The organism is Undibacterium sp. GW821-FHT07F11 (assembly GCF_059418665.1).
In genome coordinates this window covers 1-25,534 of sequence record NZ_JBWKQH010000014.1, presented here as the reverse complement: position 1 = coordinate 25,534, position 25,534 = coordinate 1, and the positions used below count along the sequence as shown (strand labels likewise).

The following is a 25,534-nucleotide window of genomic DNA, read 5'->3' as shown; positions in this document are numbered from 1 at the left end:
CTAGGTGGCCTTATTCACTCTTGACTGCTTGCTCCCCGGCTTGATCTGGCTGGATATAACAGGTAGCGGGTAGTGCATTGGGCTTTATTTTATAAAGATAAGCTGCAGCCGGAGTCTGGGGAGTTGGTTTTAATTTTATAGTCTTGAAATAGCGTCTTCTCAAATCGGCATTGGCACGCAGATTCAGTGGGATATCTTTGAGGAGCAGCAGCGGATTGGCAGCGATGGGTGCAAAGTCTTCACCAGGGCGATATCTGGAAAAAGCAAAACCCAAACGCTTTACATACACGGGGAACATGGTCTTGCTTTCTTCCATGCCACAAGCCAGCAAGACTGCAATGGCCTGGTGCCGGGCAGATGCCTTCCATTTGCTGCTCTCGTAATAATACAAACCGGCATCATCATAATTTTCTATGGTGCGCCAACTGGTTTCTGGTAAATGACGAGTCAGTTTGAGTGCGGCTGCATTGAGTTGCAATGCCTTCTTCTGATTGCGATTCTTTTCAAATGCACTCATGGCAGCATCGCGCAGTTTGTCTGCCCTGGTTTCAATCGCTACCTGTGATGCATGGCAAAACAAGGGAAGACAAAGTGCAAGAAAGAGCAAGGATTTTCTCATAACGAGATTCTTTTAAGGGTCAGTATTTCAGTATTATAGACCCTGAACCCACAGGCATAGAGCAAGCCTTGACCCTTGAATGTGCAGAGGCTAAGCATGGTAATTAACAGTCTATAGTCGTGATTAAGGAGGTGCTAGAACAAGCTTAGATACTCCAGCGATTTTTTCCACTGTGCTTGGCCCGGTACATGGCATCGTCAGCACGGCGCAGCAAGTCGTCCAGATCTGATTCTTCATTCCCATTTTCATGGATAGCAAGACCTATGCTGGTGGTAATACTGATTTGATGCTCACCCAGTGAAAAACGGTCTTGCATGGATTTGATGATTTTTTCTGCTACTTCGCGCGTGTCGCGTTCAGGATTGTTCAAGCCTTCCAGGATGATGGTGAATTCATCGCCGGCAAGACGAGCGACGGAGTCGGTTTTGCGTACTGCCAGACACAAACGATTGCCAAACTCTTTCAGTAACTCATCACCTGCATGATGACCCATCGTGTCGTTGATGCTCTTGAAGCCATCCAGATCAAGAAACATCACTGCCAGTGCACTGCGTGTGCGGCTGGCACGCAGCATTGCACCTGATAATCTATCCATGAACAGGGCGCGATTGGGCAGGCCGGTCAACACGTCATACTGTGCCAGGAAAATCAATTTTTCCTCGAATTGCTTGCGCTCGGTAATGTCCCTGACTACGCCAGCAAAAATCCTGCGCGTATCAAACTGGATTTCACTGACCGTCAATTCCAGCGTGAATTGTGTGCCATCCTTGCGCAGCCCGGGCAATTCAATTTTGGGGCGGCCTATAACCTTGCTTTCTCCGGTTTGCAGATAATGTTGCATGCCTTGTTGATGGCGTTGCCGCATGTCGACTGGCATCAGGATCTGCAGGCTTTGCCCTATCACTTCATCTGGCTGGTAACCGAAAATCATGGCAGCGGCGTTGTTGAATGATTCTATATTACCTTTGTCGTTGATGGTCATGATACCTTCGCCAACACTGCTGAAAACCGTACTCATTTCCAATTGCTGCTCTTTTGCATGATTCTCAGAATCTGTCAGGCGTTTGGTCAATGGCTTGATCTGTGAACGCATTAATAGCACACCCATTGCCAGTATGAACAGCAATGCTGGCACCACGGATTTTAATTGTGCACGTATGGCAGCATATAACTCAGTCGTGTCTTGCTTGACCACCAGTCCCAGGTTTTTTTGTAGAGGGGCAAAGGCAGCCATGACATTATGGCCCTTATAGTCCAGGGTAGCGACCAGACCCGCTTTGCCATCAATGGCGAAACTCATGGGCAGGGGCTGGCCCGCAATATTGATTTTGCTGATTGTATAGCTCTTGCTTTGCCGTGCTGTCGGCAGACAGGTAAGGGTGTTGCCAGTACCTGCGCAAAATGCTATTTCACCAGTAGTACCAAGCCCGTTCAAGTCAAATAGCTGGGCTTGTATGAGTGGCAGGCGTTGATTGAGGTGCAGGCGTGCGAAGGAGATATTGTCTTTTCTTAAAGCTGTGTTTGTATGCAGCGTCAGTTCGGTATCCCATTCCAGTTCCGAAGTCAGATCGTCGGCATTCGCCAGGAGTAGCCTGGTACTGGCAGAGGTATTTTTCGCACCCAGGTGCAAGAGTACTTTGCCGTCAAGAGTGATGATGGATGCACTGCGCACGCCAAGATTTCTCATGCTGAGTAATTCTGACTGGATTTCTGCAAGGGCAGCTTTATTCTCCGGTTCAAGAGCCAGCTTATACGCCGGGGCCAGCAAATGCGTATTGTTGGCGATGCGGTCATTGCTGCTCAATGCCTGTGTCAATTCCGTGCGGATTAAATTGCGTTGATTATCCAGTTTGAACTGGAGTTTTTCGCGCAAAGAATCTTCCAGTATTGCTTGCTGAAACACGAAACCAGTCAGGCCCGCTGTCAGGGTCGCAACGCATAAAATCGCCGCACTCATAAAACTGATTTTTTCATCGAGTTGAAAAAAGCGCTGCATATGACGGCTATTGGCATGATGCCAGTTGGTCCATAGTGCGACCCCTGTGGCTATCATGCCTATTGCAGTATGGATTGCCATGCGGGCTGAACGTGCCCAGCCAAACAATTGGTCAGGGGATAGCAGGTATCCAATTAATCCGGTCAGGCCGATTGCCAGTACAAGAAAAATCAAAATCTGAAAACAGAGCTCTTTTGCTTTGCTATCAATACGATTTAGTAAACATAAACCGATGCCAGTGAACATGAAGCCAAGTGCTGTATTTGGCGCCATTCGCCCAGGGCGAATATTTCCATCGTGTAGCCAGGTGTGCAAAAAACCCCAGTCTATGTGCAGATTGATATCGAAAAGATGCTCGATTAAAACCAGTCCACATAAACTGAAAAGCAGGATGCCGACACAGGGCTGTATGAGCTTGAGCTGTTTTTGTAATAATCCAGGGAGCGCCAAAGCCAGACCAGCCAGCGCAAAGCAGAGTGCGGTATTGAATACCATTGCCACAAAACCGAGACGTATTTCTACCATGGGCCGGACTTGCAACAACCAGCCACTCATGACGATCAGCCCAAGTGCCAGCAGCGCGAGTCCGAGAAACGTCGACAGGGATAATATGGGAGGAAATGCCTTGAAAGTATCGCCTCGTGATTTTTGTATATTTTTATTCACTTGGTTGTTTTGCTGTTCTTACATTAAAAGCGTATTTTTTTTGGTATCTGCTTTTAATTCATGGTAGCTCATTTTTTGATGAAAATAACAGAGTTCACAATGGTTAAAACAGCGCGATCCTGACAGCCTTTTCTATGTAGGTGAATAGAGACGGAGCCGGGTTGAAAAACATATGCAAATGTTTTTTTGACTAGGATTTTTGTTAACCTGAGTTGTTAACCTGAATATCGCAGCACAAGGCTGGTGCTGCCTCTTAGCGGATATCGCGTGCAATTAACATGGAATACGAATGTAAATGACAAGAGGTTTGCATATTGCTACGAAATTGACTTCGGGCCAACGTGAAAACTGCATTCTCCTTGCTCACCCCCTTCGTTTACAGCCAACCCTGATCGCGCGCCAGACGGTATGCATCTACGCGATTTTTTGCATGCAGTTTGCTGATCGCTTCTGACAGGTAATTGCGCACGGTACCTTCAGACAGATGCATGAGTTTGGCAATTTCTGTACTGCTGGACCCTGTGCCTGCAAGGCGCAGTACCTGACGTTCGCGTTCGCTCAGCGGGTCTTGTTCGCCACCCCAGCTTTCCATTGCCAGCTCTGGCGCAATGGCGCGGCCACCGCCATGGACTGTGCGTATGGCTGCCGCCAGCGTGTCGGCTGGCGCGTCCTTGAGCATATAACCACGTACGCCACTGGCCATGGCACGGCGCAGGTAGCCGCTGCGGGCAAAGGTGGTCAGGACGATGACTTTGCTGGCCAGTTTTTTTTCTGCTATGGCTGCCGCCAGTTCCAGCCCTGACATGATGGGCATTTCTATATCGGTAACGAGTATGTCTGGCTGTTCTTTTTCACATAGTGCCAAAGCTTCCTGACCATTTTTTGCCAGGGCGATGACTTGCAGATCGTCCTCCAGTCCCAGCAAGGCGGCCAGCGCACCAGATACCAGGGCCTGATCTTCGGCGATGATGATGCGTATCATGTTTCTTCTTTCATGGGCAAAGATAATTCCAGATGTAATCCTGTAGAAGTTGACGACGTATTGACCTGCAAGTTACCTCCCAGGGCTTGTACCCGTTCACTCATGCCTTTCAAACCGCTGCCTTTGCGTACAACATCCGTTTTCCCGGCGACGCCATTGTCGCTGATTTTTAGTACGACATGAGTATCTTGCCGGTAAAGCATGATATGACATTGGCTGGCCTGGGCATGCCGTATGATATTCGTGATGGCTTCACGCACTGCCAGCGCCAGAACATTTTCATGCGCAGATGGGATAGTGAATTGCTCAATCTCACAGATTAAAGTTACTTGTGCAGCATCCAATGTTTTTTTCGCCGATTGCAACTCATACCCCAGGCCAGTGGCACGATAACCAATGACGGCTGCGCGCACTTCTGCCAGCGCTTGCCTTGCCGTGTGTTCTATATCATTGATTTCTTTTTTACATGCCTCTGGATTTCTATCCAGCAGCTTGCCTGCCAATTCGGCTTTCAGAGTAATCACTGACAGAGTATGACCAAGCAAGTCGTGCAAGTCTCTGGCGATACGTTCGCGTTCAGCCAGGGCCGCCAGATATTCAACTTCTTCCTGTTTCTTGAGTAGGGTTTCATTGCTGCGTGCTAAGCGTTCGCCGATGATGGCACCGACACCGCTGGGTATGCTGAAAATAAGTGCCGGTATCCAGAAATAAGACTCCAGTCGCATCAGTGCACTGGCGACGACAATCACGATGCCGATAACACCTAATGTCACATAGGCCCTGCGTGTATCTGGCAGGCGCGAACACATGGTGGCGGCAAATATGCAAAAAGTGGAACCACCATAATTGTAAGGTGCCCAGATAATGCCAAAGCTGCAAATTAACACTATGCAGGCATAAATACGCCAGTCGGAATACCAGAAGCTATAAAAGTAAAAAGGCAGGAACACCAGCAAGCTCAATGCCAGATAAACTAATTCTTTGCTGGTGGGTGTTACGTACAAATACTTCCAGCCAAAAATGGCAAAAGAGAGCAGCCAAAAGTAAGGCGCTTTGCCATAGCGCGCTGGCACCCAGGGGAAAGAGAGTCTTGATAAGAATGATGTGGTCACGGCTTTGCCCTGAGTGCTTGCTTAAGAATGCAGCATTATTCCTTTAAAAGGCGGATATCTGCAATTTCAAATTGAAATTCTCCGGTTTGTGGCCCGGCATTGAATGCGAGAATACTGATGATGCTGGGGTCCATGCCCTTGAACCTGGAAAAAGGGATAGAGACTTCCTGCCATTCTGCCGTGGTTTTGAAGCGGACTGACACAGGGATGTAACTACCCTGTACGCTGATCGCGACGCTGTAGTCTTTGCCGTCACCTTTGACGCGGAATTTAAGTGTGTCAGCAGCACTCAGATTGGCGGCTTCCATCGGTGCATTACCGGGTAAGAAAGCCAGGCCTGCCCAAGGATAAGCGAAGCCAGCATTGATGCTGCCTGAGATCGATACTGCGTTTGCCGGAGTATCCGCATCCTTCGTCGGTTCAAGCAGTTTGATCGTCACGCTGGATTTGCCACCCATGGGTGCATCGGTGGATGGATGCCAGCCAAAGCCAAAAGGACTGGCCAGTTTGTCTTTGCTGAACAGGCTGATTCTGCCATCTGCCGGTATTTCCACCAGCAGATTTTTTTGCGCATTTTGTTTTGCGACTTCCTGTCGTTTCTGCTCACGTTGGGCAGTCACCCGTTCACCGTCCTTCCATACCTCGACGATATTGCGTGTACTGTTGATGTCCTTGTCTGGCTCGCCTTCGACCAGCAAGAGATCTGCCTTGTAGCCATTGGCGATGCGACCCCGGTCTTTCAACCTGAAGGCATTTGCAGGGACTGACGTCGCGGCTGCCAATGCTGCCGTAGGGCTCATGCCAGCGTCAACCAAAGCAACAAGTTCATGATGCAGGCTGATACCATATTGGGTGCCGGAATTGCCTGCATCCGTGCCAGTCAGTATGGGGACGCCAGCAGCATGCATGGCTGCCGTCATCATTTTGGGTACTTTAAGTAAATCGACATCTGGCTTGGGGCCATAAGGCGTATTCAGTGCTTGCATTTGTGATCTGCTGAGCAAGCTGGTCATGCGCTTGTCTGACAATACATCCTGTTCTTTCATGCCTGCCATGCTTTCCAGTACCGCAAAAGTGGGGATGACGAAAGCATGCCTGCTTTTCGCACTCTTGACCAGGTCGCGCATGTCCTGGTCGCTGATCTGCCTGTCGTTAAACAGGTGCACCAGACCATCTGCGCCGGCAGCCAGCGCATCCTGTGCTTCTTTCAGCGTACCTATGTGCACTACCGCCAGCTTGTTGCGCAAGTGCGCAGCTTTGACCAGGGCTTTGACGGTGGCTGTATCCAGGCTATTGAAAGGACGCTTGTCACTGCCATGCTCAATCACAATCTTGATGAAGTGAGAACCTTCAGCAATGCGGGCATCTACCCAGGCTTGAGCTTCTTCCGGTTTGGTCAGCGTAGGTATGGTCATGCCATATTCGGTACCGTGACCACCAGGAGCGGTTGCCAGTATGCCTGCAGAAATGATGTCGGCACGGTCCCGGTTTTCACCCTTACGCATTTTTTCATTGATGGCCTTTACCAGCGTGACATTGCTGAACATATCGATTTGCGTGGTCACACCGTATAGCAGCGGTAGCTCCTGGTCCTGGTATGCATGCACATGGGCGTCAATCAGACCTGGCAGCAGTGTGCGGCCTTTGCCGCTGATGATGGTGGTATCTGAAGCTGGCTTGCCAGTGAAATGACTATCCTGGATTTTGCCATCGACGATGAAGACATTCTTATCTGTCAGGATTTTTTGACCGTCAAATACACGCACATGCTCAATCAGAAAACTTGCTGCCGTTGCCGGGAAATGGACACTGCCAGCGCAAACAGCCAGTGTCAGGGCGAGTGTGGTTTTGTGCATTTATTATTCCTTGTTGATGTATGTCGCCATCTTGCCTTGTCCTGCCCGGCTGGCACAGAAGCAAATGCCATCAGTTTGATGTGACATTTGTCATATAAGTGCATACATGTGCGTGCTTAATTAATCTGCCGCGCAAATAAAAATCCCGCAACGTGTGCGGGATTTTCTGAGGCAAGCACAAGCAGTTTATGGTGCAGTACACAGACAATGTGTCAGCGCTGTAAAGCCTTTACCTTCTTTATTAACTTCTGCAAGCCAGCTCAGGTCTTTCAGCACCTCGCTTGCAGCCGCTGGTGGCAAGCCAGTTGGTACAACGGCGAGTTTGAAGTTGTCATGCAATACCCTGGCGGCGGTGGCATCAAAGATACTCAGGAGGCGGTCTATCTTCGATGGTTCACGTTCTATATAGCTGATGCGATAATCATCGCCCAGTTTGGCGCGGGTAGACGCTGATTTCAGTGCATCGCCAAAATTACCTATGGTATCAACCAGGCCTCTTTCTTTGGCTTGTATGCCTGTCCAGACACGTCCCTGGGCAACTTCATTGATTTTCTCAGGCGTGGTTTTGCGTGCTGCCGCTGCCTTGGAAGTGAAGTCTGCATAAGTGTGGTCTATGCTGCTTTGCAAGACTTGGGCAAAACGTGCATTGAAAGGACGCAAAGGATTGAAAGGATCTGCCAGCCATGTGGTTGGTGAGCCAGCAGTGTGCACGCCGAGTTTGTCGGCAGCCTTGTCGGCGGACGGCAAAATGGCGATGACGCCGATGGAGCCGGTAATCGTGGCTTCATCTGCAATTACTTCATCGGCAGCCATGGAAATCCAGTAACCACCAGATGCCGCGACATCGCCCATCGAGACGACGACGGGTTTGCCTGCCTTGCGGGTCAGCTCCAGCTCCCTGCGTATCAGTTCAGAACCAAAAGCACTGCCACCGGGCGAATCAACGCGCAGGACGAGGGCTTTGATGCTGTCATCTTCGCGTGCCTTGCGTATCATTTGCGATGTTGACAAACCACCGATAGAACCCGGAGGTGCCACGCCCTCGCTTATTTCGCCTGCTGCGACGATAACACCGACGGCATCGCCAAAGGCCTTGGTTTTGACTCTGGCCAGGTAGTCGTCAAAAGAAATCTGACGGAAGGTTTTGATCTGCTCATCCTTGATGCCGCGCTTGAGCATGATTTCACGCAATTCATCACGGGTTTTCAAACCGTCGACCAGCTTGGTATTGACGGCCAGTTTGGCGATGTCACCGCCAGCAGCAACCAGCAGTTTGCTCAGGTCGTTGATGCCGCGCATGATGTCGCCTTCAGGCAGTTTGCGGGCTTTTTCTACGTCGGTGGTATAGGTTTTCCATAAACCATTGTACAAATAGCTTTCTGCTTCAGCAGCTTCTTTTGAGGGGCCATTGGCAACATAGGGTTCGCCAAAGCTTTTGAAATTGCCGGCTTTGAGTACGTTGACTGTGACGCCAACTTTGTCGAGGGCATCGCGATAATAATTACGGTATTTGCCAAAGCCGGTAATCATCACTGTGCCCATAGGGTGCAGGTAGACTTCATTCGCATGGGAAGCCAGATAGTATTGACGCTGGTCAAAGCTCGAACCCCAGGCCACCACGGTTTTGCCACTGGCTTTGAAACGGTCGATTGCTGTCGCCACTTCACGCAGGGTAGCCAGTCCAGCGCCACCCATTTCATCCAGCAGCAATACTGCACTGCTGATTTGCGGGTCTTTGGCAGCCTGATCAAGCACAGCCAGAACATCGCGCAATTGCGTCGTTTTTTTGCTGTCGCCCCTGGCTTCTGCCAGCAATGCTTCGCGCGGGCTGCTTTCATGCTGTTCGACCAGCGTGCCTTTGAGGTTCAATATCAGGGCAGTTTTGTTTTCTATTTTTTTAACCCCACTACTGAAAATATTGACAATGATAGCGATCAGGATAGCCAGGATCAGCAAGTTGAAAAATACCCTGCGGCTGAAATCCAGCGCATTCCAGAGATACTTGAACCCTTTTCCTATCCAGCGTAGTGGAGTAAAAGCCATAACAAATTTTCCTAATGTAACAATAGAACTGAATTATTCAGGCCAGATGGTTTTTAATAACTGGGCCAGATGAGCACCTGCACGAGCCAGCGCATCTTCTTTCATATTCAGCATGGTTTTTTCATATTCGAGTGGTAAAGCAATAGACCAGCTATTACCCTTTTGGTTCGGTGTGCTTTTGCTGAATTGTGTACCGGCAAACAAAACTTTGGCATCACGGATGGCATCATTCGCCCACAAGACGGGCAATTCTTCGATAGCGCCATTAGTCGGCACGACCGCTTTTGCCTTTTTGGTCAACGCATCATTCATGCGGCCACGTTTGAATTGCTGTGGCAGATCATCCCACATGGAGTGCAGATTGCCACAGGGGCATTGCAGGGCATTGCCGCCTACTGTATTGCTGCCACGGTCATACTGACCTTCATCAGGATTAACGACCTTGCCGTCAGCATTCAGGAAGATGGAGCCTACATGCAGAGGCTGATGCAGGTCGCCGACATAGTGGGTCAATAGCATCAGGGCTTCTTGCTTGTCTTTGAAATTGAAGGGGGCAGGTTGAGGCTTGCCCTGCAAGACCAGGACAGCAGCGCGTATGGCATACACGACATCATGATCACTGGTGCCTACATAGCCCAGTTTGTATTGATCATGCTGCAAGGCCACGTCTGCATAATGATATTGCTTGTGGCAGTTCTCTTCATCAGAGGCCGGGTTACAGTTTGTGTTATTGCGTTTTACATAGTCGGCCATGGCTGCGATGCCTGCTGCCGTCTCGAAAGATGCACATTCAGGGTAGCGGCCAGTAGAGGTATAGGCAAAATCCTTGTCCGGTGCGATACCTTTGACGCAATCACCCCATACAGCTATTTTTTCCAGCGTATTGTCACCCAGCAGGGTTTTTACCTGGACACCGGCTTTGCTGCCTACCAACAGGTTTTCAGCAATGGCACCTACCGTCTGGTGGCCATCGGCACCCCAGGCAAAACTCAGTTGCGGCAAGCTGGCTATTGCCAGCATGAAAGCGGATATCAGTAGCTTTTTCATAGAAATGTCAGATAAGGAATAATCAATAAGGAGTAATCAATACCAAAGATGGTCGTCATTCTGGTGGTTACGATGGTAAACCGCAAAGATGACGAGGATATAGCAAACCAGCTAAATTGTGTGTAGATCAGATATTGTGAAGATCAGAACGCATATTGCAGACGCATGCTGAATACGCCCGCATGCCGGGTATTAAGCTTGCCCATGACATAAGAAGCTTCATACTTGATGGCTTGCTTACTGTCTGAGGTATTTCCCAGCCTGAAACTGCCAGAAATCATGGGGCCTGCACGGTGCGATTGCTGGGCCCTTACCGACCAGTTATCCCAGTCGCCTAGTTCACCAAAGCCCTGCAAACCAAATTCAAGCTCGGGCCGCAGACGGTATTTGCCTTGCCACTGGTATTTCATTTGCATGCGGCTTGCTGGCGTGACGCGGTAAGTCCTTTCCAGAAACACATTGGCATTCACCTGCATCCGGCCAAACTCAGTCTGCATGGCAGGGCCAAATTCAAAGTCCACACCACGGCTGCTGTCTGTATTCTTGTTTAAACTGGTATGTAGAGCCAGATCAACAGGATATTGCCCATGAGTAAGAAGGAAGTCGTTTTGCCAGGTCCAGGCGCTATTTGCCAACGAACTTGCGCCACGCTTTGCCCAACTGACATAGACCTCGGTATACCAGGTCTTGTTGGGCATATAGCTGATGCCCAGTTCAGGCACGGTTGAAGTTGCCCGGTTTTCAGGAAAAGAAGACCAGGATTTGAAGTCTATGGTCTTTTCCCCCTCATTTTCATAGATACTGACCAGATAATAGCCAGAACCCGCCTGTGCAGGTATGGCCATAAATGCGCAAAGAGAGAATGTTGCTGTAAGAGCAAATTTCTTCATGGTGAACTAAACTATGGTAGGTATCGGCATTCCCATATCATGGCATTGCCATGGGAAAGTGCAAGAAAATCTCTGAGGAATTGTTATTTCCTTCATTTTCCCGGAGGTGAGCCGCAAATTGCCCTGAACTTGGCAATGCTTGCATTCGACTTCAACCCCAATACCAGCTAAACTTGCGTGTTTTTCTTCTATTTTGCGGCATCAGCATGAACACCATGAATACATCCCCAGACGATAGCCTGGAATCCGGCCACGAGTCAGCCTCAGAGTCGACTACATCCAGCGCAGCATCGAAAGACCTGATCAGCCGCGAAGTGGCACGCCGTCGCACCTTCGGCATTATTTCCCATCCGGATGCGGGTAAAACCACGCTGACTGAAAAGCTGTTGATGTTCTCGGGCGCGATTCAACTGGCGGGTACGGTCAAGGCGCGCAAGAGCGGTCGCCATGCGACGTCCGACTGGATGGAGATAGAAAAGCAGCGCGGCATCTCTGTCGCCTCATCTGTCATGCAGTTTGAATACCGCGACCACGTGGTCAACCTGCTCGACACACCGGGTCACCAGGACTTTTCTGAAGATACCTACCGCGTGTTGACGGCAGTCGATTCGGCCCTGATGGTGATCGATGCTGCCAAGGGTGTGGAAGAACAGACCATCAAGCTGCTTAACGTTTGCCGTATGCGCAATACGCCCATCATCACTTTCGTCAACAAGATGGACCGTGAAACCCGCGACCCGCTGGAATTGCTCGACGAGCTGGAATCGGTATTGAAGATACAATGCGCACCAGTGACCTGGCCGATAGGCATGGGCAAGACTTTCCGTGGTGTGTACCACATACTCAAAGATGAGATTTTGCTGTTCACCCCAGGTAGCGAGCGTGCCGACCAGGAATTTGAAGTCATCAAGGGCATCGATAACCCGCGTCTGGTAGAAATGTTCCCGCTCGAAATCGAGCAACTGAAGATGGAAGTTGAACTGGTGCATGGCGCATCTCACCCGTTCAGCCTGGAAGACTTTTTGGCTGGTGTGCAAACGCCGGTATTCTTTGGTTCAGCCATCAATAACTTCGGTGTGCGTGAGATTTTGAATGCCTTGCTGGACTGGGCACCGGCACCACGTGAACGTGATGCGACCGTGCGTTCTGTTGAACCGAAAGAAACCCCATTCTCTGGATTTATTTTCAAAATCCAGGCAAATATGGACCCAGCCCACCGCGACCGTATTGCCTTCCTGCGTGTGTGTTCAGGCCGTTTTGAACGCGGCATGAAGCTTAAGCATTTACGCCTGAACCGCGAGATCAAGGTGTCTTCCGTCGTCACCTTCATGGCGTCTTCGCGTGAGCAAGTGGAAGAGGCATACGCTGGCGATATCATTGGCCTGCCCAACCATGGCAATATGCAGATAGGTGACAGTTTTTCTGAAGGCGAATTGCTGCAATTTACTGGCATCCCTTATTTTGCGCCTGATTTTTTCCGTACGGCACGTATTTTGAACCCGCTCAAAATCAAGCAATTGCAAAAAGGCTTGCAGCAGTTGGGTGAGGAGGGGGCAGTGCAGGTATTCAAACCCGTCGTCAGCAGTGACCTGGTACTTGGTGCGGTTGGTGTCTTGCAGTTTGAAGTCGTCGCCAGCCGTCTTAAAAATGAATATGGCGTCGATGCCGTGTTTGAAGGCACCAGTATCAGCAGTGCGCGCTGGATCAGTTGTGATGACAAGAAGATGCTGGCCGACTTTGAGCGCTCCAGCGCCGGTGGCAACATCGCATATGATGCCGCAGGTAACATGGCTTATCTGGCGACGTCGGGTGTGAACCTGAAGTTGACGCAAGAACGTTGGCCAGGTGTAACTTTCCATGCCACGCGGGAACATGCGGCGAAACTGGGTTAAACAGGTCAAATTGAGCAATCTAGCGGCTGACAGAGCGAAAAGCTTCTGTCAGCCGCTTTGCCATTGGGGCTAATAAATTTCACTTGAATGCGGACTTTAATTTGCTAACATGTTGATTTAAGGTGCTTTTTTTGCACGACATCATGACATATAGCTGTCATACTGAAGGTGCAAGATAAGGTATCAGGCAAGTACGCGAAGTATTCGTAAGCCAGAAATTAGCGCTGGCCGTTTGTATAAGTTATTCAATTTCCTTCCCGATTTTCTTTGCAACTTTGATGAGGAGCGTGATCATGGCATTATTTTTTATTGAAGCCGTCCGTTTTGATGACAGTGGACAGCGTATCGCCAAGGTACGCTGGGGCAAGAGCAAGGGGGGGCAAGTGATGCCGCCAGCCATGGTGGATGATCCTGAGGAAGCAGATGTGCAGGCGGTATTGGATACCATCGCTAATGGCGATGAAGTCTTGCCCAAGTTCCAGAGTGAAAACGGCATCATACTGGGGCCAAAAGTTGTAGGCATCTTGTATGAAGATGGCGCACATGGCTTGAGCACGGCCAGCAATGATGCCCCAGGTCATAACTTGAGTGACCTTCCTTCTTTCTGATTTCATCTGTACGCCATCGCCTTGCGGTGGCGTTTCTGTTTGCTCTGGTTCACTTCCTTGTTTTGCGCATATAGCCAGCCTTGGTATATGCAAATAAGAAATACTTCGTTGTCCTTCACCAGCCTGACTCCATATCATACACAGGTCGCCGGATAATCTTTCCATCCGGCATGTTTCAATGTATATGCCTTCATTCGCACGTGATGAAGGACAGAAAACCTCCAGGGAATATGATGAAAATTTCTACAAAAAAAACAATCTCCACTTTATTGGCCACTGTGGTGCTGGCTGGCGCATCCCTGACTGCTACAGCGGCTGATTTGCTGGATACGGTCAAGTCACGCGGTACCTTGAAAATTGCACTCGAAGGTACTTATCCTCCCTTCAATTTCAAAGATACCAAAACCAACGAACTGGCCGGTTTTGACGTTGACGTCGCCAAATTGCTGGCAGCCAAACTTGGCGTCAAGCCTGAATTTGTGACTTCTGAATGGAGTGGCATACTCGCTGGTCTGTCGGCTGGCAAGTTTGATGTCATCGTCAATCAGGTTGGTGTGACCGCCAAGCGTCAGGAAACTTTTGATTTCTCTGACCCTTATACAGTGTCGAGCGCCCAGCTCATCGTCAAGAAAGATGACAAGCGCGAGTTTAAAAGTCTGGAAGACCTGAAAGGCAAAAAACTGGGCGTAGGGCAGGGCAGCAATTATGAAGAGCGTGCCAAGGCCGTGGCTGGTATCGAAGTCAAGAGCTACCCTGGTGCACCAGAATACCTGCAAGACCTGGCCGCAGGCCGTGTTGATGCCGCATTGAATGACAGCCTGATGGTCGCCTATTTGTTGAAGACCAGCAATCTGCCAGTCAAGGCTGGCGCCCCCATCGGTGAAATTGCAAAAAATGGTATTCCCTTCCAGAAAGGTAATCCTAAATTTGCCGCAGCTTTGAATGTGGCCCTGGCCGACATCATCAAGGATGGTAGCTTTGCTAAAGTATCCAATAAATGGTTTGGCAAGGACGTCAGCAAAGCACCTTCAGCACAGTAAGCCACAAACTTGCTGATATTGCCTTGCAGCGTGCAATGTCAGCAAGATACGCTGTATGATTAAGTAGATGCACTCTACTTGATGTCACCATTATCCCCGTCCTGCGGGGATATTTCTTTTTAAAGTCGCCATGGAAATTTTCGAATTGCTGCAAATGGCCGCCCCGGTCATGTTGAAAGGGGTTGCCTATACCTTGTTGTTTGCCATTGGTGCCATGATCGGTGGTTTGATTCTGGGATTTTTGCTGGCGGTTGCGCGTATCTTGCCAAGCAAATTGATCAGCACCCCAGCGGCCATATATGTCAGCCTGATACGTGGCACACCCTTGCTGGTACAGATATTCGTGATCTATTACGGCCTGCCCAGTATAGGTATAGAGTTTTCGGCGACATCGGCAGGCATACTGGCACTCAGCCTGAATGCTGGTGCCTATCTCTCAGAAAGTATACGCGGCGCGATAGTGGGTGTCAGTCGTGGTCAGTGGGCTGCCAGTTCCAGCCTGGGTTTGAATTATGGACAGACGCTGCGTTACATCGTCGTGCCGCAAGCCATGCGTGTGGCCGTACCATCAATGAGCAATACCCTGATCAGCCTGATCAAGGACACCTCGCTGGTATCCGTCATCACTGTGACAGAACTGATGCTGGCGACCAAAGAAGTCATTGCCACCAGCTTTCGTCCTTTGCCCCTGTATATTGCTGCCGCTTGCGTCTACTGGGTACTCAGTCTGTGCTTTGAAGTCGTGCAACGGCGGCTTGAGAAACGATTGCAAAAAGCCCATCAAGTTTGATTTTCTGATCAATTAAGCTGGCGTTGCACTCTCTGCCTGCAATCCATTCAGATAGCTTGCAGTCAGTTTCGATTGCAAGGCAGCCTGTAATAATTCGGATGGCATGACCCTGACATCAGCACGCGTCATGGTCAATGCCTGACCGGGCACCAGGCTGGCTTTGTAGCCATAGTGGGTCAGGCAGGCCGTGATCCAGGATTCCATGATTTCCAGCACATAAAAACGCTTGCCCATGGGCGATAAAAAGCTGACGCCTTCTGGTCTGAGCCGGCCCCATAACTCATTCGGATCCATCGCCATTTTCATCAGTTCATTCAAGGGCAGGGCTTGCGGGTCCATCCAGCTACCGGCAAATCTTTGTTTATTCTGTTCTTGTAATACTTCGGTGGCATAGCGGTCCCAGTCGCAGGTTTGCAATTTTTCTTTTTCAAACAGGGCGTACCAGGCATTCTCGGTTTCTTCTTCTCCCCCCAGTAAATGCAGGCATTGAGACAAGGGCGGGAAGCCGGGTTTGGCACCAGGGACAACCGCTGCTACCCGTTCCTCCATACTGGGATGGGTATCAAACTCAGAGGTGGTATGCGACTCTGCGTAAGTAATTGCCGCCTGGATATCCGCCCGTTTTACACCGGGTTTGCAAAAGCGGCGAAAGCCTTCAAAGATGGGCATGCGGGCACCACGATTCAATGCAGGGCCTAGTTCATAGTCAAGATAGCTGGACCACATCGGTGAAATCAAATGGACTTTCTCCAATGCGCTACGGGTAGCTACCGGGCCAAATTTTTTTGCTGCCAGGGCATCGGCAGCAAACTCCTGTTCACGTGACACAGCGGCAGATAATTTCAAAAACCATTTGCCGTAATAGCGGAACAAAACATCCAGAAAAAACATGGAGTCATCCAGATCCGTCACGGTATAGGCGATGGAAGTCCGGGTACGGTATACCCAGGGTCCCAGCGACAAGTCACCAGCCACAAAGTGACCAAATTCATGGGCGATGACTGAACCCAGTTCAGCTTCAGACAATGTGCCCAGCAAGGGCAAGCCCAGGCCAACTTCAAGCTCTTTTACCTTGCCGCGCCAGTTTTTCTTGCCACTGATAAAGGCAGATGCCGCACCTATCAAATGGATGTTGACCGGTGCATCTACCTTGAGTTCTTTGGCGATGCGTTCGACCAGGGCATACAAGGGCGCGGCAGTCTGGCGTGACAAAGGTTTAATGGTATCGCCACTTTTTTTCTCTTTACTGCGTGGACGCAGCGAATATGCCAGCGTCAATGCGGCGATACCTGCAATCACACCAGAAAACTGCAGTGAAGAGCGGTGATTCATCTGGGTAATCGGCACCCATGCCAGCATGACGACCAGCCCAAGAGCGAGTATCCAGAAGCCCAGCCACAGAGCAACGACCAGGCCAGCACGGCGGGTCAGATTGGTTTTTTGCGGTTTGCGTTGATGTTCAGTTTTCATAATGGACTCAGCTTTGCCATTGCTTGATTGCAGTGCTGACTATACCTTGCAGCACATCTGTTTTTGCCGCCAATTGTCTTAGAGTTTGCCGTTCTTGGACTGGTAATTGTGAATTGCGCGAACGGATAAAATAAGCAGCGGCAAGCACATCAGTTTCAAAATCCATCTCATCCAGACTGACATTTTCACCACGCACGAACTGCTCAAAGACAGCAAGATCAGCTTTGCGCATAGGCATCATGTGTTGCAGTTTGTCTTTTACGGCTTTGTTATTGATACGGCTGGCTTCGCCATATAAGAGTGCCAGTTGATCTGCAGCCAGATACTTGCGTACCTGTATCGTGTTGATCTGCTTCACCAGATCCAGTGTCTGTTCTGGAGAATTGCACAGGCTTTGCGAAAGCTTGACCATAGGCAGGTCGCGGTTTGCCATATTGTTTGGGTACAGACCAGCTTTGGCACGGTAAATGTCCAGCACTTTGTCATTGTCATCCTCAGGCATGCTGCGCAAATATTTTTCAGGATCGCTGTTATTCACTTGTCGCGCAATTTCGCTGAATTCAAGCGCACGGGCGGCTCTTTCCAGGCCCTTGCTGTTGTTGATTGCAACATCCAATATCTTCAGGGCGTCACCTGCACGTTGTTGCGTAAGCAGCAGCTTGATTTGTGTATCAAATAAATAGCTGGCATTTTCGGGTGAGAGTATGGACAGTTGCTGTAAATCCTGTGCTGCGCCCCGGTTGTCACCATGGATAAATTTACGCCAGGTCAGGCTGCGCAAGATATTTGCATCTTGTGGGAATTTTTGCCTCAACGACTTCATGGCTTGCAAGCCCTCACTGCCACTCAGTAATGAGGCATACAGATATTGTTCAGATGAGGAATCGGCATGCTGAGCAGCGCGCTGAGCATATTCCTTGAGCATCATTTCATGCTCACCGATGTCATCGCGCAAATCCTGGGCACCACGCTCAAGCATCACATTATCTGGATATATCTTCAAGACTTTGCGGCTTATCCGCAGTGCTTCGGCATTGGATATGCTACGCGCAACATACAAGGCAATTTCAGTTGAACGTGAATCCCAGTTTTTTGTGGCGGCATACGCCTCCAGTGCGGCCAGCATGTCTTTTTCCTGACCATGCTCGAATGCGTAATTCAGGCATGACATCACGCCTGGCGTACCTGTCTGGTTGATGACGGTTAATTGCTTTACGCTGACTGAGCTTTCGTGCTTGCTCATGCTCATGGATTGCGGTGGTTCTGTGAACAGGTATTTGATGTTGGCAAATTCCATCAGGCGTTTGCCGCAATACACAGTCTGAGTACCTGCCTGATCAGGAGTAGCCGGTTTGACTTTCCTGTAGATGACGGTATTTTCTACCAATGGTGCGGCACCGGCGATATTCCATACACTGTAGCGGTCACTGCTTTCCAGCGTCTGGTCATAAGTATCGATGACGCCGGTTTTGTCGGCACTGGCTTCACCCTTTAAATGCCCCACTGGTAAAGTTAACGTGGCACGGCCTTGTGCTGCCACAGTCAGTACCTGCTCACCAATCTTTACTTTTACTGGTACTTCAAAGCCATTCAGTATCGTCAAATCCTGGTTACTGGCTTCATGATAACTCGCTGCAGCACCTGTCAAGACCATGATGACCAAAGCCAGCGCCAGTCCGCGCGTATATAGCCAGCCCATGATGCCCAGGGGCGCACGCGCATAGATTTGCCATTGCCTGTCACCAGTGCTGCGCACCACATACGACCCCATGGGGACGAGAGGTATGCCGAACAAGATGACAAACGCATGCAGGGCTATATGGCTGCCATCAGTATCCCGTTCCGATTCACCGACAAAGCTGAAGCCGACAGAATTGATTGTCCCCAATGATGGCGTACCTTTCAATGGTTTGGCAAACAGACGGCGTTCACTGGTCAGTTCTTTGAGCAAACTCCTGTGTTGTGGCAGACGGCGGAACAGGCGGGCCAAAACCAAAGAACGATAGACTTTGAATGGGTCACCGGACTCTATGGCCCGGCTGATTTGCGGATCATCGCTAAAGGTGCGCAACTCTGGCACACGTTGAAATAAATTGGCTGGATCAGATATGGACATGCTGGTTTAATTATTAAATAGCCAAAAGAATAGTAATGCGGATGTGCTGATTGTTGAAAGCAAATAATCAGGCTTTCCTGAACCGGGGTGCCAGCGACAAGACTACCAATGCAGTTGCGATCGGTAGTGTTGAAATGAAACCAAAATGTTTGAAACCATAGGCGCCGGTTAAAGCGCCAGAAAAAAACCAGAATACCAATAGAGCATGCAAGCGCAATTTTTGCAAATTGGCACCCACTTCGTTCTCATGATGAACTTCGTCTTTATTTCTATTCCAATAAATCATCTTACCCAGTTCTATACCTATGTCCGTGACCAGGCCAGTGACATGGGTAGTGCGTATTTCAGCATGGGAGATTTTGGTAATCAGGGCATTTTGCAAGCCCATCACATAGCAGAGCAAGACTGTAGTGAAAGAGACCGTGATTACTGCATGTTCCTGTAACTCAGTACCAACCAGACCAAACACCAACAACAACACGGCTTCCAGCAGCAAGACCGGTGTATAGATGTAGCGAAACTGGTTGCGCTTGGCATAGTTGACTATGAGGGCCGTGCAGGCCGCACCCCAGGCAAAGGCAATCAACATGAATAACGCGGCAAATGCGGGTAATAACTTACCCAGGACCAGGTCATCAGCGGCAGAAGAGAGCATGCCGGTCATGTGCGAAGTGTATTGCCCGACGGCTAAAAAACCGCCCGCATTCAAGGCTCCGGCCACACATGCCAGGCATACTCCCAGATGCAGATTAGACCGGGGAGTGCGCTTGGGCGAGGTCAGCTTGGCGAGATAATTGATGGGCATGCACGAAAAGGTATATTTTTTGCCAGTCTGACTTGAGTTTAGCCGAAAAACTGACAAAAAAGCATACCTGCTCGCATTTACTATTTTGATGCATGTTGTTTTACCTCACTGTGCTTCCTGTTCTTCAATGAGAAGGGGCTTACATAGTTGGCCTGTGAGTGGATAAGAAACTGCGGTGATCCTGGAAATTCAGGGCGCAGCGTTGGATAAAATCACCCAGAGGTTCCCCCTGGTTTTGCACCGCATCCGTTGCTGCTTTGTCTGCTTGTGGGAATATGCCCATGCCAGCCAGCAATGAATACCATGACGCCACGGGATAATAAGTGTCGATTTTCTGACGGCGAATTTCGTCCCCAAGGTCGCGGCCTTCCAGCCAGGTGGCAAATACCTGTTTCAGTGAATCAGGTATGGTATGCAGATTTGCTGCATTGGCCTTCCAATAGTCGGTGTCTGTGCGGGTATTGGTTTTGTAGTGAGCGATGATGTAGTTGCGGTGCCCGTCAAAGTAATCATTGATTTGCTGGTTATAGACATTTTGCGCTTGTTCGCTCAGATCACCTTTTTCCAGGAACAGGCAAAAGATCGCAGCAGTCATCTGCGTCAGGTAGAGTGCGGTTGCTTCCAGTGGCTCTAAAAACCCTTGGGACAAACCAACAGCCAGACAATTCTTGTTCCAGTGTTTTTCTACACGCCCCAGTTTCATCTTCAAATGGCGCGCCTGGGTATCAGATTCCAGCAAACCCAGTTTTTCACGCAATTCTTTTTCTGCCTGGTCGGCCGTGGTAAAGGCAGAGCTATACACATAGCCATTGCCATAGCGATTTTGCAGCGGTATCTTCCATGACCAGCCGTATTTCATCGCAGTAGAAATAGTTTGGGTAGGGATGGCCGCACCTATGTCGGTTGGCATGGCAATGGCAGAATCATTCAAGAGATGATCGGCGTAACTGACAAACGGTGTTTTTAATGCCTTGCCTATGAGGAGGGCAGCAAAGCCTGAGCAGTCGACAAAGAAATCCGCCTCCAGATTGTCGCCACCTTCGATGGCTACTGATGCAATATTACCTGTGGCGTCCAGCCTGGTATCGGTGATATGTGCACTGATATGGCGGATACCCATTTCCAATGCCTTCTTATGCAGAAATTTTCCCAGTAGCATGGCATCAAAATGATAGCCATATGTTGTAAAAAACGGGAAATTGTGAGATGCGATAGGTGCCAGATGGCTCTTTGCCAATTTGGAGGACAGGAAAAATTTATCAGGCAATGCGCATACATCTTCGCCATTCAGGCGCGCTTTCACATTGTTGATAAATACTGGCAGGGTTAGGTTATCTATCATTGTCACAAACGGATGAAAATAACTTTCATGACCAGGTTTGGTAGACCAGCCATCAAATGTGATACCGGATTTATAGGTGGCATTGCACTCAGGCATCCATTCAGATTCTTGTATGCCCAGGTTATCAAAAAACTTTTTCAAGACTGGTGTAGAACCTTCACCAACGCCTATCACCCCTACTGTGGGCGATTCTATGACGGTGACTTCTATATTTTTTTCTTTTACAGAGTGAGCGATAATCAGCGCCGCCATCCAGCCTGCGGAACCGCCGCCAACGATCATGATTTTCTTAATTGGTTTTTGCGTAGTCATAGTCAGGGGCCAGTGTCAGGATTAAATTGGATTACGATGTCGTTCTTTGCTTAAATGATGACACGTATCACATTAACAAATTTTTCTGAAGTTCAAACAAAAAAAGTGATGGGACCAGGTAGTCCCACCACTCTCAAGAACGGGAAAGGTGTATCCAGTGTCACAGATAAACCCTCCCGCAAGCGTAATAATTACATTTTGGCGTGCAAAGTCAGGAAGATTTGACGGCCATTTTTATACAGGGATGCTGGCAAATCTGCTGCACCTGGAGTTTTCCACACAGAGCTGACCAATGGATTATTGAGATCTTTGCCATCCAGAGAGATGGAGAAGCTGTCGCTGATCTGATAAGCCAATGTTGCAGACAAAGTGCCGATATCATTTTGGTAAGCAGCACTGTTACGGCTGGTGCCATTCAAGAAACCGGAACGATAGCTGTATGTCAGACGTGCACTGAATTTACCATCTTCATAGAAAGCACCGATGTTGTATGCGTTCTTGGAAGTGCCAATCAGAGTACAGTCAGGAGCCAGCAAATCGCCGCACTTGGAACCAGGAGCTGCACCTGTTTCTTTACCCAGTGTGTAAGTGTAGTTAGCATTGATACCAAAGCCAGCTGGCAATGCCTGGATGTATGCCAGTTCCAGACCTTTTACTTCAGCCTGGGTATTGATAGGCGTACTCATTGCATATACGGTGTTTTTCTTTTGGATCTGGTTGTAGAACGTACCTGTGCTTGCGCCATAAGTAACATAACCATCCAGAGCAGAGTAGAACACATCAGCAGAAACCATGGATTTTGGTGCGAAATACCATTCCACGCCCAGATCTACCGTATTTGCACGGATAGGTTTCAGGTTAGGGTTACCACCGTTACCTGTACCTTGTACGTCACGCAGATCCAGACCAGCCATTTGACCCAGTTCAGGACGGGCCATCGTGCGGGAAACACTAAAACGGGCAACCATGTCTTTGTTCAGATCCATGCGGAAGTTTGCACTTGGCAGGAAATCGACATAGCTGTTGTTATAGGTTCTTGGTTCAAAATTACCGGAAGCACCAATTTCATTACGTGTGACTTGTTCGCTGGTACGGGCAACACGCAAACCGAAATTGCCGCTGATGCCTTCACCTGCAAAATCAGCCATTACATACGCAGATTGCGTTGGTTCTTTAATGGAGAACTCATTTTGCAGCAAATGGCCAGTGTAGTTTGTGTACTGCGCCAACCATGCATTCACAGAAGCTTGAGAGAAAGTCCAGTAACCTGCACCATTTGCACCCAGATCATTAAAGATATTCGGGAAAGCTGTCAAACCGGACATAGGCAGATTTGCTGCATTGCTCAAACCTGGCAAGGCATTATTACCGATAGAAGTCAGATCACGTTTGTGTTCGGCAGCACGGAAACCGAAGCGCAAAGTAGGGATGCTGGCGAGATCAGTTTTAAATGTGCCATCGATCTGTGCGTAATTTTCTTTATCGTTGGCAGTGACATGAGATCCATATGTATATGGTGCGCCAGGTGTGCCAGGTGCGCCATTATTAAAGCCGCCGATAGAGAACTTGTCAGCACCAGGTGTGACGTAAATGACAGGCTTGTCAGAACCCTGGACAGTATAGCTGCCGCCTGTCCATGGCATCCAGATACCCATAGCGCCACTGACTGTGTTGCCCAGGCCTTTGGTCGTACCGACTTTACCAGCAAGTGTCAGTTGATCATTGACGCGGAAAGAGCCATCGATGTTAAAGAACTGAGACTGGCTTTCTGCAACAGGACGAGAGAAGATTTCCTGAACAGAACTGGACATGCCACTGCAAGGTACGCAGCCAGCAGGATTAGTCACTGACAACTGCGTGATAACACCCTGGTTCAAGGTACCAGTCACAGCACTTGTCGGGTAGCCAGTTGTTGCCCATGATGGTCCAACGAAACGCCCCAGGGATTGCATGAAGTTGTGATTGACGTTAGGTGCGTCCAGATGAGACTGGAATGCAGTGACGTCTATACTCACATCTTTGGATGGTTTGAACTGGAAATCAATCAAGCCACCGTCACGGGTACGTTGTTGTTCAAACCATGCAGTGCCACCCAGATAGTTGGTGACAGCGCCAGAAGCTGGTGATGTTGCTGTGTTGGCTGTGCCTGCACCCTTGATGGCGCTATCGATAGGGCTGCCGACATCGACCTTATCCCACCAGATCTGATTTTCCTGACCAGCGCGGCTCAGAGTACGTTTTTGATGGAAAGCCTGAACCAGGACACCCATAGTTGACGCGTCATTTTTCCAGGCAATCAGACCGCTCAATTGAGGATCAGATTTGCCAGAGTTGGCAGAATTCACCAGGCCGATACTTGCCTGTGCATTGAATTGTTTCTTGAAATCCAGTGGCTTGCGTGTTTCGATATCCACAACGCCTTCTGCGCCGCCTTCAATCAGATTAGCCTGTGAACCTTTATGTACTGTAACGCGGCCAATCAATTCAGATGGAAACAAAGAGAAACTGACGCTGCGGCCACCGCCGACGATATTGTCTGCAAACCAGTCGCCACTTGATACGGAATGACCATTGAGTGTTGTCAGTGTCAGGCCGAATGGTGTGCCGCGCAAGGCAACACGATCGTTCTCACCAAAGCTGCCTTCACCACCACCAGCTGCAGCAACGCTGACACCTGGTACACGTTGCAAGGAGTCAGCAACGTTCTTGTCAGGCATCTTGCCGATGTCTTCAGCAGTAATCACTTCAACGAAATTGTCGGCGTTACGCTTTTGATTCAAAGACTGTTGCAGGGATGCGCGAATACCAGTTACGACCACTTCTTGAGCTGCGGCCGGTTTTGCTGCTTCTTGTGCTTGCGCTTGCATGGCGACGCTCATGATCAGTACCGCAACAGCGGACGCCACGGGCGTTAAATTGTTCCTCATTGGACTCATTTTATTTTGCATTTATTTCTCCTTCGGTTAAGACCTGTGAAAAGCTTTAGATCCGTGACAAAAAATTGCTTCCTCCCCCATACCTTACACACTTGATGTTTTGACAGTGAGTATTTTCGGTACAACCCGCTGCAGTAAAAAGTCATTCAAAGTTAGCTACCACTCGAAACAACAACACCGGATGTGAAGCACTTTAGTGGTGACTAAACAGGTTGTCAATCGGTATCTAAGTGGTATCTATGCGATGTTTAATTGGTTTTCATTTTGATATCTATATGATTGCTATCTAATTGTTTTTATTGGATAAATTATTCTTTTCAAATTGGGAAGAGTGGAAGTGGACTGATGTTTTATTCCCACATGTGGCCTTCAATTGTTCTTTTTTTAGACAGGAAAGTGGATTTGAAGTGGCTTTGAACTAAGTTTTTTAAATTAATTTATATATGTCTGAAATCCGATATGGACGGGTAAGTCAGATGCGCGCAAAACACCGCTGAAATTTTCCATCCGCTACCGGGAAATAGGATATCCACACGCTTTAAGTTGCAGTAATCGGGCTTGTTTATATTTTGGAGGATTAAGACCAGTTGTAAAAATATGACGGTCATTTGATATAAATGCTTTGCTGAATCGGAGCTATAAAGCCTGCTGATTTGCTGTCGATATTCGATAACTGTCTCAGTAAAACTAATTCCACATAGATACCTCTTGACAACCAGTTATGAGGACACTAAAGTGAGCCGAATTCAAAGACAGATGGTCTCTCTCGCCGCACTGCATGAACGGGAAGAGCAAGATGTACTTGAGTGGTATTTGCGTATTTTCCGGCAGAGGCAAAATTATGTGGCCGCCTGACCTGTCTGTTTTTGCTGAGTGCGACTGTGGAATTCAATGCGTGAAAAACGGATGGTGAAAATACCTTCACTATAATAAAGGGAGCAGTAATGGATTTTTCAAATCGCCAGCAAGAGCCGGGGAAGAAGTTTATAGGCTTAGGGCTGGTTATCGCATT

General features: G+C 49.1%; 18 protein-coding genes. 4 read left to right on the top strand and 14 right to left on the bottom strand.

Translation table 11 applies throughout. The annotated features are described in order from the left end of the window. Positions 1-10: 10 nt before the first annotated feature. The 8 genes from AC07OI_RS27945 to AC07OI_RS27910 all read right to left on the bottom strand — a co-directional run bounded on the left by AC07OI_RS27945 (position 11) and on the right by AC07OI_RS27910 (position 11,166). Positions 11-619 carry a hypothetical protein gene (locus AC07OI_RS27945; RefSeq protein ID WP_495259425.1) on the bottom strand — a complete coding sequence of 203 codons (609 nt, stop codon included), beginning with the start codon at positions 617-619 and terminating at the stop codon, positions 11-13. 145 nt (positions 620-764) lie between these two features. Then, positions 765-3,281 carry a diguanylate cyclase domain-containing protein gene (locus AC07OI_RS27940; protein ID WP_495259424.1) on the bottom strand — a complete coding sequence of 839 codons (2,517 nt, stop codon included), beginning with the start codon at positions 3,279-3,281 and terminating at the stop codon, positions 765-767. A gap of 376 nt (positions 3,282-3,657) precedes the next feature. Then, the gene (locus AC07OI_RS27935; protein WP_492708254.1) at positions 3,658-4,263 is read right to left on the bottom strand and encodes a response regulator transcription factor; all 606 of its coding nucleotides are present in this window, start codon (positions 4,261-4,263) and stop codon (positions 3,658-3,660) included. Further along, positions 4,260-5,375, bottom strand: a complete 1,116-nt coding sequence (locus AC07OI_RS27930; protein ID WP_492708252.1) for a sensor histidine kinase — start codon at positions 5,373-5,375, stop codon at positions 4,260-4,262. The genes AC07OI_RS27935 and AC07OI_RS27930 overlap by 4 nt, the downstream gene beginning before the upstream one ends. A gap of 35 nt (positions 5,376-5,410) precedes the next feature. After that, positions 5,411-7,231: a CIA30 family protein gene (locus AC07OI_RS27925; protein WP_495259423.1), complete on the bottom strand. Its 1,821-nt coding sequence runs from the start codon at positions 7,229-7,231 to the stop codon at positions 5,411-5,413. Positions 7,232-7,417: 186 nt separating this feature from the next. Further along, positions 7,418-9,274 (bottom strand): signal peptide peptidase SppA, encoded by a 1,857-nt coding sequence (gene sppA / locus AC07OI_RS27920; RefSeq protein ID WP_495259422.1) that lies wholly within the window; start codon positions 9,272-9,274, stop codon positions 7,418-7,420. A gap of 33 nt (positions 9,275-9,307) precedes the next feature. Continuing rightward, positions 9,308-10,321 (bottom strand): S1/P1 nuclease, encoded by a 1,014-nt coding sequence (locus AC07OI_RS27915; protein WP_495259421.1) that lies wholly within the window; start codon positions 10,319-10,321, stop codon positions 9,308-9,310. Between the two features lie 143 nt (positions 10,322-10,464). Continuing rightward, positions 10,465-11,166, bottom strand: a complete 702-nt coding sequence (locus AC07OI_RS27910) for a hypothetical protein (protein ID WP_495259420.1) — start codon at positions 11,164-11,166, stop codon at positions 10,465-10,467. Between the two features lie 260 nt (positions 11,167-11,426). On the opposite strand from AC07OI_RS27910, the gene AC07OI_RS27905 reads away from it, so the two are divergent. From AC07OI_RS27905 to AC07OI_RS27890, 4 genes are all read left to right on the top strand, one after another. Further along, positions 11,427-13,103 (top strand): peptide chain release factor 3, encoded by a 1,677-nt coding sequence (locus AC07OI_RS27905; RefSeq protein ID WP_495259419.1) that lies wholly within the window; start codon positions 11,427-11,429, stop codon positions 13,101-13,103. Between the two features lie 293 nt (positions 13,104-13,396). Continuing rightward, positions 13,397-13,711 (top strand): hypothetical protein, encoded by a 315-nt coding sequence (locus tag AC07OI_RS27900; protein ID WP_492708245.1) that lies wholly within the window; start codon positions 13,397-13,399, stop codon positions 13,709-13,711. Positions 13,712-13,944: 233 nt separating this feature from the next. Next, positions 13,945-14,751: a cystine ABC transporter substrate-binding protein gene (locus AC07OI_RS27895; RefSeq protein ID WP_492708407.1), complete on the top strand. Its 807-nt coding sequence runs from the start codon at positions 13,945-13,947 to the stop codon at positions 14,749-14,751. A 130-nt stretch (positions 14,752-14,881) separates the two neighbouring features. Continuing rightward, positions 14,882-15,541, top strand: a complete 660-nt coding sequence (locus AC07OI_RS27890; RefSeq protein ID WP_492708244.1) for an amino acid ABC transporter permease — start codon at positions 14,882-14,884, stop codon at positions 15,539-15,541. Between the two features lie 12 nt (positions 15,542-15,553). Here AC07OI_RS27890 and AC07OI_RS27885 read toward each other — a convergent pair whose 3' ends face one another. From AC07OI_RS27885 to AC07OI_RS27860, 6 genes are all read right to left on the bottom strand, one after another. Beyond that, positions 15,554-17,011, bottom strand: a complete 1,458-nt coding sequence (locus AC07OI_RS27885; RefSeq protein WP_495259418.1) for a M48 family metallopeptidase — start codon at positions 17,009-17,011, stop codon at positions 15,554-15,556. A 7-nt stretch (positions 17,012-17,018) separates the two neighbouring features. Continuing rightward, on the bottom strand, positions 17,019-19,127 hold the full coding sequence (locus AC07OI_RS27880; RefSeq protein ID WP_492708240.1) for a hypothetical protein: 2,109 nt from the start codon (positions 19,125-19,127) through the stop codon (positions 17,019-17,021). A 67-nt stretch (positions 19,128-19,194) separates the two neighbouring features. Further along, on the bottom strand, positions 19,195-19,932 hold the full coding sequence (locus AC07OI_RS27875; RefSeq protein WP_492708238.1) for a YoaK family protein: 738 nt from the start codon (positions 19,930-19,932) through the stop codon (positions 19,195-19,197). A 139-nt stretch (positions 19,933-20,071) separates the two neighbouring features. Then, a complete protein-coding gene (locus tag AC07OI_RS27870) occupies positions 20,072-21,586 on the bottom strand; it encodes a tryptophan halogenase family protein (RefSeq protein WP_495259417.1) in 1,515 nt (504 codons plus the stop codon). Between the two features lie 191 nt (positions 21,587-21,777). Then, the gene (locus tag AC07OI_RS27865) at positions 21,778-24,513 is read right to left on the bottom strand and encodes a TonB-dependent receptor (protein WP_492708234.1); all 2,736 of its coding nucleotides are present in this window, start codon (positions 24,511-24,513) and stop codon (positions 21,778-21,780) included. 739 nt (positions 24,514-25,252) lie between these two features. After that, on the bottom strand, positions 25,253-25,534 hold a 282-nt coding region (locus tag AC07OI_RS27860), incomplete at its 5' end, for a hypothetical protein (protein WP_495259416.1).